Annotated in this window: 10 protein-coding genes; 7 read left to right on the top strand and 3 right to left on the bottom strand. The window is 57.4% G+C overall.

From position 1 onward, the window contains the following. Window positions 1-183: 183 nt before the first annotated feature. Window positions 184-1,155 (top strand): DnaJ C-terminal domain-containing protein, encoded by a 972-nt coding sequence (locus MDG893_RS16535; RefSeq protein ID WP_007154964.1) that lies wholly within the window; start codon window positions 184-186, stop codon window positions 1,153-1,155. Between the two features lie 14 nt (window positions 1,156-1,169). Further along, window positions 1,170-1,514 (top strand): chaperone modulator CbpM, encoded by a 345-nt coding sequence (locus MDG893_RS16530; RefSeq protein WP_007154963.1) that lies wholly within the window; start codon window positions 1,170-1,172, stop codon window positions 1,512-1,514. A 42-nt stretch (window positions 1,515-1,556) separates the two neighbouring features. On the opposite strand, the gene MDG893_RS16525 is transcribed toward MDG893_RS16530, so the two are convergent. Beyond that, complete coding sequence (locus MDG893_RS16525; RefSeq protein ID WP_157132864.1) at window positions 1,557-1,727, bottom strand: DUF6435 family protein; 171 nt, start codon at window positions 1,725-1,727, stop codon at window positions 1,557-1,559. Between the two features lie 260 nt (window positions 1,728-1,987). On the opposite strand from MDG893_RS16525, the gene MDG893_RS16520 reads away from it, so the two are divergent. Next, window positions 1,988-3,928: a methyl-accepting chemotaxis protein gene (locus MDG893_RS16520; protein WP_007154961.1), complete on the top strand. Its 1,941-nt coding sequence runs from the start codon at window positions 1,988-1,990 to the stop codon at window positions 3,926-3,928. Between the two features lie 15 nt (window positions 3,929-3,943). Here the strand turns inward: MDG893_RS16520 and MDG893_RS16515 are convergent, their stop codons facing one another. After that, on the bottom strand, window positions 3,944-4,909 hold the full coding sequence (locus MDG893_RS16515; RefSeq protein ID WP_007154960.1) for an NAD(P)H-dependent flavin oxidoreductase: 966 nt from the start codon (window positions 4,907-4,909) through the stop codon (window positions 3,944-3,946). Between the two features lie 107 nt (window positions 4,910-5,016). Between MDG893_RS16515 and MDG893_RS16510 the strand changes: the two genes are divergently transcribed. The 4 genes from MDG893_RS16510 (at window position 5,017) to MDG893_RS16495 (ending at window position 8,413) form a co-directional block, all read left to right on the top strand. Next, window positions 5,017-5,748: a DsbA family protein gene (locus MDG893_RS16510; protein ID WP_007154959.1), complete on the top strand. Its 732-nt coding sequence runs from the start codon at window positions 5,017-5,019 to the stop codon at window positions 5,746-5,748. Between the two features lie 164 nt (window positions 5,749-5,912). Beyond that, window positions 5,913-6,473: a porin family protein gene (locus MDG893_RS16505; RefSeq protein WP_007154958.1), complete on the top strand. Its 561-nt coding sequence runs from the start codon at window positions 5,913-5,915 to the stop codon at window positions 6,471-6,473. A gap of 178 nt (window positions 6,474-6,651) precedes the next feature. Then, the gene (gene trhO / locus MDG893_RS16500; protein WP_007154957.1) at window positions 6,652-7,662 is read left to right on the top strand and encodes an oxygen-dependent tRNA uridine(34) hydroxylase TrhO; all 1,011 of its coding nucleotides are present in this window, start codon (window positions 6,652-6,654) and stop codon (window positions 7,660-7,662) included. Window positions 7,663-7,681: 19 nt separating this feature from the next. Beyond that, complete coding sequence (locus MDG893_RS16495; RefSeq protein WP_007154956.1) at window positions 7,682-8,413, top strand: DUF481 domain-containing protein; 732 nt, start codon at window positions 7,682-7,684, stop codon at window positions 8,411-8,413. A gap of 7 nt (window positions 8,414-8,420) precedes the next feature. Here MDG893_RS16495 and MDG893_RS16490 read toward each other — a convergent pair whose 3' ends face one another. Continuing rightward, entirely contained in the window at window positions 8,421-9,368 is a 948-nt protein-coding gene (locus tag MDG893_RS16490; RefSeq protein WP_007154955.1) for a YbgA family protein, read from the bottom strand. Between the last annotated feature and the right edge of the window lie 22 nt (window positions 9,369-9,390).

The raw sequence follows: 9,390 nt of genomic DNA, 5'->3' as shown, positions 1-9,390 counted from the left end.
TTTGCGCTACCCGCAACACCCACAGGCTAGATATCCGGATTAACCCCCCCAGACCCATAGCCAACAACTGATACGCATCAATTCTGATACGCCCCCACCTTGTAATTTCCCCTCACTCATCAAATATAGAGTTAATAATCGGGCGAAAAATGCCCAGCCATCTAAGCAGGTGTGAGGGAAAGCATGGACTTCAAAGACTATTACGCCGTGCTCGGTGTGAGCGAGTCCGCCTCCCCCGAGGAAATCAAGAAGGCCTACCGCAAACTGGCCCGGAAATACCATCCGGACGTCAGTAAGGAGGAGAATGCCTCTGACAAGTTCAAGGACATCGGCGAGGCCTACGAAGTACTGAAAGATCCTGAGAAGCGGGCCGAATACGACGAGCTGAAGAAGTACGGCGCCCGGAAAGATGGATCGTTCCAGCCGCCTCCCGGATGGCGGAGTGCGTCCGGCTTTGGGGGTGGTGGCTACACCGAAGCCGATGCGGCCCAGTTCAGCGACTTCTTTGAGGAAATCTTCGGGGGTGGCCGTCGCACGAGTGCTGGTTTTGGTGCAGGCTTTGGTGGCCAGCGCCACACCATGCGCATGCGGGGTGAAGACGTTCATGCCCGGATCGCGCTGTTCCTGGAGGAAGCCTTCCATGGCTGCGAAAAGCAGGTGTCGTTCAACGTTCAGGATACCGATGCCAATGGCCGCGTAGTGCCGCGCCAGAAAACCCTCAATGTGAAGATCCCCGCTGGCATGAAAGAAGGGCAGCACATCCGCCTGAAAGGCCAGGGCGCTCCCGGCATGGGCGGTGCGGAGAACGGTGATCTGTTTATCGAGGTGGAATACGCACCGCACCCTCACTTTACGGTCGAAGGGCGGGATATAATGGTGACGGTTCCCATCACACCCTGGGAGGCGGCTCTTGGCGCTTCGGTCACGGTTCCGACTGTGGGCTCGAAGGTGAACGTGAAGGTGCCTAAGGGCTCTTCCAGCGGTCGCAAGCTGCGGCTTAAAGGCAAGGGCCTGCCAGGTAAGCATCCTGGCGACCAGCTAGTGGTATTGCAGATCGTGATGCCTGAGCAGCACAGCGAAAAAGCCGAGGAACTATACAAGCAGTTGGCCGAGGCCGAAAAAGGGTTCAATCCACGCAGCAAGCTGCATGTGTAAGCGGGGGATGAAGGATGACTGACAAAGACCATATCCTAAGCGTCGAACTGGTGGAACCAACCGCTACATTCACCTTGCGGGAAATCTGCGAACGCGGGGAGTGCCATGCCGAGTTTGTTATTAAACTGGTGAGCTACGGTGTGATCGCCCCGGTAGAGGAATCCCCGGAAGCGCGCCAGTGGCAATTTGATCTGGAGGCCCTCGCCCGCTTGCGAAAGGCCCAGCGTTTGCAGCGTGATCTGAAGATGAATCTACCGGGGTTGGCCATGTCTCTTGAGCTTCTCGACGAGGTCCAGGAGATGCGACGTGAAGTCGATCGTCTTAATCGTCAACTGAGGCAATTTTTAGGCGAAGCATAGTCACAAGGTGTGCCAGCCGCCCCATCCGCCAAGCTTAAAACGCTACTCCTTGTCCAGCTTCTGCAACTCCGCATAAATCTTCTCCGCTTCCTCCATCAACGTGCCATGGGTACGTAAGTCACCATTGCGTTGGGCATGCAGCGCCTTCTGAAGCTTGGCTTCGTATTCCTTCTGCAGTTTCTTCTTTGGATCACCCTTCAGGAATCCCAGCATTTTTTCACCCGTTTTCATTCATGTGTCTGGGAGCTTACGCCAATTGGGCACGAAAGTTCACAAACGAGTCCCCGTGTTGCAAATGGGATTCGTCTGCCGGATTCCCAATTTCAAAGAATTTCACCGGGTCGTTACAAAATCTGTACACGAACACGCCACTCCGTGGTCCGGCTTTTGCTCTATAGTCAATCATAAGCTTGTCGGGGCAGGCCAAATCCTGCCGCCGGGATGTGTGAATCACACGTGTTGACGGAGCCCGTATGACCTCTCGTTTTCTGAAGGCGCTGGTAACCAGCCGCTTGCTGAGACCTGTTTTCCTGATTCTGATCGTTGCCGGCATCGTGCAGGTGGTCATGAGCCAGTGGCTGATCTCCAATCAGGTGGATAGCCTGGTGGGTACCGCCGGTTCCGCTCTTGAGGCCAGTAGCCGCGACGTCAGTGAGTCGTTTGGTGACACCCGTGAAGACGTCCGAAATCGCCTGCAGCTCATGCAACAGAGGACCACGGAGGAGTTGGCGGGTGAATTGACGCGCCAGCAGACGGCTCAGCAGGAGCGGGTGGCGAACAACGTTCGATCAGCGGTCATGTCGGAAGCTCAGGGGCTGGCGGAGGTGCTGGCCGCGGTTGCCGCGCCGCTGATCTGGGATCGAGACGTGCCGCGGTTGACGGATCTCATTGAGCTGGCGGATGCCCGGGAGTCGGTTCTTTTTGCGGTCTATTACGATCAGTACGGGGAAAGGCTGACCCGTTATGTTGATCGCACCGATGATCGCGTGCGCACCTTAATGGAGCAGGGGGAAGGCCGTGGAGCGGCAAATAAAGTCCTGGATGCGGCAAGCCGAGACCCTAACGTGGTCATTATCACCGCCGACATCAAACCCCAGGGCACGGCGATTGGTCAACTGAAAATGGGGCTCTCACTGGAAGGGATCAACCGTGACCTGGCGGCCCTGGAAGAGGAATTCAGTGAGACCATCGCCGGTAGTATCGAGGCCCTGCGCCAGACGCTGGAGGCTGAGACTGGCGAGGTTAACCAGCGCCTGCAGCAACAGCTTGCCATCATGGGTGAAGACACACAGGCGCGTATTGATAGCACCGTTGAAGCACTGGGCCGTGAGGCTGACAGTCTGTCCTCCAATCTGTCATTCCTGGTCATTGGCTCCGTTGTAGTCCTGATCATACTGGTTGCGGCCGTCCTTGGCGGCGGCCTGTTACCACGGGTGCTGCGGTTGAGCTCCGCGATCTGGGGGATTGCCGATGGCGAGGCGGATCTGACCCGCCGGGTGTCTCTCAAGGGCCGGGACGAACTGACGGAAATGGCTCGGGGCATGAATCAGTTCATCGCCCGCATCCAGGAGTTGGTGTCAGATGTGAAGTCTTCTGCCGAATCGGCCGCTGAGCGAGCCAGAGAACAGGGTCGGATCAGTCGTGATGCGGTCTCGGCTGTCAATCGCCAGCAGCAGGAAGTGGCCGATGTGTCGGACACCATGTCGGCAATGTCCGGCAGTATTACCGAGGTGGCTGACAGCGTTCAGGAAATAGCCGGTTCCGTCCAGAATGTGAACGCGGAGAGTGAGGCAACGGCATCGATATCCCGCGATGTGAGGGGGCGTCTGGATCAGGTTGTCGCTAACGTGGAGCAGGCTGTCGCGGCGGTCAATGAACTCAACAGCCAGAGTACGGAAATTGATTCCGTGCTGTCAGTGATCGGAGCCATTGCCGAGCAGACCAACCTGTTGGCGCTTAACGCTGCCATTGAAGCGGCGAGGGCGGGCGAATCCGGGCGAGGCTTTGCGGTCGTTGCCGACGAAGTGCGTGCCCTGGCCAGTCGTACCCAGGAATCCACCACGGAAATCCAGGGCATTATTGACCGACTTCAGCAGGGCAGCCGCCAGGCCGTGACCGTGATTGATCAAGTCTCGGGTCAGGTGGCGGAATCCTCCGCCGAATTCCGCCGCGCCGATGAGCACTTCGACCAGATCAACCAATTGCTGGGTAGTCTGCAGAAGCGGGCGCTTGAGATTTCGGCGATTGCGGAAGAACAGGGCAGGAATGCAGGTGAAGTCAGCGTCAATGTGACTGACATCGCCCGCCTGTCCGGTGAAACCGTTGGCGCCATCGAGCGCTCAGATCAGGCCAGCGGGCATATCGGGGAACTGCTGGAAACCCTGCAGGGCAAGGCATCCCAGTTCCGGGTGTAAGTACGCCCGGTTACTCTACTCACGGAGCCGTGCGCGGGCTTCCCGGTATTCTTTGCCAATTCGCCCGACCAGATCGCTGACCGAGACAACGTCGGTGATCTGGCTGACGCCCTGGCCGGCAGACCAGACGGTTTTCCAGGCTTTGGCTTCGTCGTCCACCGGTTTGAGCTTTTCGCCGTAGTCCAGTTCCCCGGCCTGGTTCAGCTTGTCCATGGGGTAGCCTGCCGCCTCCAGGCTTTGGCGCATGAAGTTTGCGGGAATCCCGGACACCGCCGGTGTGTGGATGATATCGCCGGATACCGCCTCGATAATCATGCTCTGATAGGCCGCTTCCGCCCGCGATTCGGTGGTGTTGATAAACCGCGTGCCCAGATAGCACAGATCCGCGCCCATTGCCTGGGCAGCCAGAATATCTTCGCCTTTGGAAAGCCCGCCGGCAAGCAGGATCACGCCGTCGAACACCTCGCGGATTTCGTGCACCAGCACGAATGGGTTAATGATGCCGGCGTGTCCGCCCGCACCGGCAGACACCGCGATAATGCCATCCACACCTGCTTCGGCTGCCTTGCGGGCGTGTTTCTGGTTGGTCACATCGTGGAACACCAGGCCACCGTAACTGTGCACCGCTTCGGTCACTTTGGTGGCGGCTCCCAGGGAAGTGATCACTATGGGCACCTGGTGTTTCACGCACAGGTCCAGATCGGCCTCCCAGCGCGGGTTCGTGCGATGTACGATGAGGTTCACGGCGTAAGGCGCGGCTGTCTGGTCCGGATGGGTTTCCCGGAAGTCTTTCAGACCTTCGTTCATCTGAATCACCCATTCCTCGAAGCCTTCGCTGGTGCGCTGGTTCAGGGCCGGGAAGCTACCAACAATGCCCTGCTTGCAGCAGGCCAATGCCATCTCCGGGCCGGAGATCAGGAACATGGGCGCCGCCACCAGCGGGAGGCTCAGCGATGTCTTCAGGGATTCAGGTAAGGCCATGAGAATTCCTTAATTTTTGTTGGAACTTATGTAATGTATAAAGATCTTAGCGTGCTCATTACCGCATGAAAATGTCCACGAATGAATAAACAATAAGGAGCTTTACCATGGGCGAGGCAAAAAGAAGAAAAGAGACCGGCGCACCGCCGCCCAACAGGAAGAAAGATCGTAAGTCGTTGTACATCGGCATCAGTGTCATCGTTCTTGTCTTTGTTGCGGTGGGCGTCTTCTTCCTGACGGCGAGCCCGGCCCCAACCTCGGATGAGTTGCCGGTTGCCGGCCCCAATGCCGACCCATTTCCTGCCCAACTGGACCGCTTCGGCGTCTCCGTTGGTGACGAAGACGCACCCGTGGTGGTGCGGGAGTTCGCAGACTACCAGTGCCCCGCCTGCGCGCGCTTTTCGGACGCCAGCCAGCAGTTGAAACAGGAGTATGTGGAGACCGGCAAGGTGCGGTTTGTGTACTTTGATCTGCCTCTCCAGCAACACGACAACGCCATGCCAGCAGCACAGGCCGCTCGCTGCGCCGGTGACCAGGATGGTTATTGGGCCATGCACGACAAGTTATTCGACATGCAGACCGAATGGAGCGGTTCCAGCAGCCCGGTTGATACCTTTAGCCGCTACGCTGACGATCTGGGGCTCGATGAGCGCCGTTTCAGCCGGTGTATGACCACAGATCTTCACGTCGAAGAAATCGAGCAGAGCCGTCGAGTGGCGATGCAGCTCCGCGTTACCAGTACCCCAACCGTGTTGGTGGACAACATCCGCCTGACACGCCCCGGATGGGGGCAGTTGTCGGCGGTGGTTGAGCGGGAGCTGGCCGGATCCCAGCAATAATGCGGAGACAGCTTCTCCCTGGAAAACTCCCGCGCTGCGGGAGTTTTTTTGGTTGGGGCCGGGGAATTTCCTACAAAATGAATTATCATTCACGTGCCCTCAAAATAGACGGATAATCACAAGAAGTTGAGGCTCTGGGGCAGGCCTGCATCAAGGAGCAAGTAATGATGAATAAGATTGTTTTGGGTTCGGCCTTTGCCGTAATGGCTTCTTTTGCCTCGGGTGTGGCTGCACAGGATTCCCTGGAAGGTGGCTACGTGGGCCTCAACTACGCCTTCGTGACCTACGAAGAAGATGGCATTTCCGAAGATTTTGACCTGGGCGCCCTCGTCGGCAAGGCCGGCGCGCAAATCAACCCGTACCTGGCAGCCGAATTCCGTGCCGGTTTCGGCGCCAAGGACGATTCGACCAGTTTTAACGGTGTATCCGTGGATCTTGAACTGGATTACCTGGTGGGTGGCTACATGGTTCTGGGCCTTCCCAATGAAAGCCCCGTATACCCCTACGCTATCGTTGGTGTCACCAAAGGTGAGCTGACGGCCTCCGCGAGCGGGTTTGGCAACTCTTTCAGTGACTCGGAGTCTGAGTCCGATATCTCCTACGGCGTGGGTGCCAACCTGAACATCAACAAGGATTTTCAGGTCAACGGCGAGTACATGCAGTACATCGATAAGGATGGCGCGGAAATTTCGGGCGTCTCCGTAGGTTTTGCTGTTCTGTTCTGAGCACCGCCTGATCACCCGGCGCCGATCACTGCGGCGCCGGGCATTGTTAATGACTTCCCCGTAACCCTCCGTAATACTTTCCTTTGCCCGCATTCGTTAGAATGGCGGCTTCGCGCCCTTTGGTGGTCATCAGCCATGCTCCGGATTTACGATCCGGCCCGCAGGAGAAACCAGACTCATGAGCCAGGATGTTGTTGTCTGCGCGCTTTACAAGTTCGCAGTTCTGAATGATTACAAAGCCCTTCGTCAGCCATTGCTGGACCTGATGTTGGCGAAAGAAGTACACGGCACATTGTTGCTGGCCCGCGAGGGTATTAACGGCACCATAGCCGGCAGTCGTGAAGGTGTGGATGCCATTCGCGACTGGTTGGAGGCTGATCAGCGGTTCGAAGGCATCGATTACAAAGAATCGTTCGTAGACATTCAGCCCTTCAAGCGAACCAAGGTGAAGCTCAAGAAAGAGATCGTCACCATGGGTGTGGAGGGCATTGACCCGAAACGGATCGTCGGCACCTATGTGGACCCGAAAGAATGGAATGATCTCATCTCCGATCCGGACGTACTGGTGGTAGATACTCGCAACCAGTACGAGGTGGAGATTGGGACTTTCCAAAATGCCAGGAACCCGGCCACGGATACGTTCCGTGAGTTTCCGGAATATGTGAAAGAGAACCTGGACCCTTCAAAGCACAAGAAGGTGGCCATGTTCTGCACCGGCGGTATTCGTTGTGAAAAGTCCACGGCGTTTTTGAAGGAGCAGGGCTTCGATGAGGTGTATCACCTGAAGGGCGGCATTCTCAGGTATCTCGAAGAAGTCCCGGAATCACAGAGCCTCTGGCGCGGGGAGTGTTTTGTATTTGATGATCGGGTCACGGTGAACCACAAGCTGGAGCGGGGCGAATTCGATCAGTGCCACGCCTGCCGCCGGCCGATCACCGAGGAAGACAAACAGCGCCCGGAGTACGAGCAGGGCGTGAGTTGCCACCGTTGCATCGATTCGTTGACGGAGGCGCAGAAAGCCCGTTTTGCCGAGCGTGAGCGGCAGATGCGACTGGCGGAACAACGGGGTGAAACCCATGTGGGCGGTGAGGCGGCGCGTCTCATTGCGGAGCGTAAGGCCCGTAAAAAGGCAGAACGTGAGGAGCAGGCCCGCAAAAGTGCCATGGGGGAGCGCCGCGCGAAATCCTGACAGGAAACAAGGAGATTCCATGCAGTTCAGAGCAACCCTGGCGGTCGTCACACTGGCGGCATCGCCTATGGTCTTCGGCCAAGAGTTTGATGACTGGGAAGGCGAAGGGGAAGTCGGTGTGCTGATTACCTCCGGCAACACGGAGGAAACCAATGTCAACGGCCGTCTCGGGCTGAAACACGAGGTGGCCGAGTGGCGGAATACCGGTGATTTCCGTTCAACCTATTCCGAAACGGATGACACCACAACGGCCGAAAAATACAGTGCTGAAGTACAGTCTGATTACAAGTTTGAGGGCAGCCAGTACCTGTTCGTACGCGGAGCGTATGAAGACGACCGTTTTTCCGGATACGACTTTCAGTCTTCGCTGACCACCGGTTACGGTAACCGCGTTTGGCAGCGTGGCAAGCGCTCTTTCCTGGACCTCTCCGTCGGTGGCGGTTACCGGTTTAACAGGCTGGAGGAACCGGAACCAGACGGTAATCAGGAGGAAGAAGAAGCCATCGCCCGGCTGGCAGGCAAGTTCGATTACGCTTTGTCGGATACGGCACTGTTTCGTCAGAAGCTGAGTACCGAAATCGGCCTGTCGGAGAACAACACCATTAGCGAGTCTGAAACCTCCATACAGGCAACCGTTGTGGGTAACCTCTCCATGAAGGCTGCGTATCTGGTTCAGCATGTGTCAGACGAGCCGGAAGGCGCCGATGACACCGACACCCAGGTTTCACTGTCACTGCTCTACGGATTTTGACCAGGCGTTATACCCGATTCCTGAGGCCCAGCTCATCCGGGTAGGGGGTCAGGTATTTCTGGCTGCTGAGATAGTCCACCGGCTCCCGCCGCTGGGCCATCCGCAGCAGGGTCATGGGCACCACCAGGGGTACCTCGCCCCGGTGGTAAGCGTCTATCTGCTCCATCAGTACCTGTCGGTCTTCGTCTGCCATGGAATCCCGCAGATAGCCCATCAGGTGCTGCATGGCATTAACATGGGAGCCCCGGCTGACCCGTTGGGTCATTGCTTCCATGAACGACGCGATGTATCGGTCAGCAATGTCTTGCAACGGTTCTGATTTCAGGTCGCCGAGCATCGGCCCCAACTGCCGATAGATTTTCTCGGAATGAGCCAGTAGCTGGAACTTGTGGCGGGTGTGGAACTCGATCAGTGCACGGGCGGTGAGGTTGTCGCCAGCCACGTTCTGCATCCAGTCATCGTAGGCAAATACCCGCTCTATAAAGTTTTCCCGCAGCATGTCGTCATTCAGGCGGCCCTCTTCTTCCACCGGCATTAGCGGGTAGCGACGAATCAGTGCCTCGGCAAACAGTCCCCGGCCATCGCGGCGCGTAACGTTGCCATCTTTATTATGCACCTTGATGCGCTCCATACCGCAGCTCGGTGATTTGGCCATCAGGATGTAGCCCCGCAGATCCCCGAGGGTCGGTAGAACCTGGTCGATAAATCCCTGCATGGCATCTGTATGGTCCGCCGTGCCTTTGGTTTCGATCAGCTTCAGCCCGTCGTGGTATTCCCGCAGGTGAATGGCGGGCCGGGGTACACCAAGGCCTGCTTCCAGCTCGGGGCAGATGGAACGAAACTCGAAATGGCGGGAAAGCACCTGGGTGCAGAAGCGGGAATGCTTGTGGCCGCCGTCGTGGCGGACTTCCTTGCCCAGCAGGCAGGTGCTGATGCCAACGGGAATGCCTGTCACTGTCAGTCTCCGAATCGAAAAA

The organism is Marinobacter algicola DG893 (assembly GCF_000170835.1).
Lineage (GTDB): Bacteria > Pseudomonadota > Gammaproteobacteria > Pseudomonadales > Oleiphilaceae > Marinobacter > Marinobacter algicola.
This window is presented reverse-complemented; position numbering and strand designations above follow the sequence as displayed.

Bases quoted from the DNA above. Each gene is read 5' to 3' on its own strand.
- MDG893_RS16535 (WP_007154964.1), top strand. From the start codon at position 184: ATGGACTTCAAAGACTATTACGCCGTGCTCGGTGTGAGCGAGTCCGCC.
- MDG893_RS16530 (WP_007154963.1), top strand. From the start codon at position 1,170: ATGACTGACAAAGACCATATCCTAAGCGTCGAACTGGTGGAACCAACC.
- MDG893_RS16525 (WP_157132864.1), bottom strand. From the start codon at position 1,727: ATGCTGGGATTCCTGAAGGGTGATCCAAAGAAGAAACTGCAGAAGGAA.
- MDG893_RS16520 (WP_007154961.1), top strand. From the start codon at position 1,988: ATGACCTCTCGTTTTCTGAAGGCGCTGGTAACCAGCCGCTTGCTGAGA.
- MDG893_RS16515 (WP_007154960.1), bottom strand. From the start codon at position 4,909: ATGGCCTTACCTGAATCCCTGAAGACATCGCTGAGCCTCCCGCTGGTG.
- MDG893_RS16510 (WP_007154959.1), top strand. From the start codon at position 5,017: ATGGGCGAGGCAAAAAGAAGAAAAGAGACCGGCGCACCGCCGCCCAAC.
- MDG893_RS16505 (WP_007154958.1), top strand. From the start codon at position 5,913: ATGATGAATAAGATTGTTTTGGGTTCGGCCTTTGCCGTAATGGCTTCT.
- trhO (WP_007154957.1), top strand. From the start codon at position 6,652: ATGAGCCAGGATGTTGTTGTCTGCGCGCTTTACAAGTTCGCAGTTCTG.
- MDG893_RS16495 (WP_007154956.1), top strand. From the start codon at position 7,682: ATGCAGTTCAGAGCAACCCTGGCGGTCGTCACACTGGCGGCATCGCCT.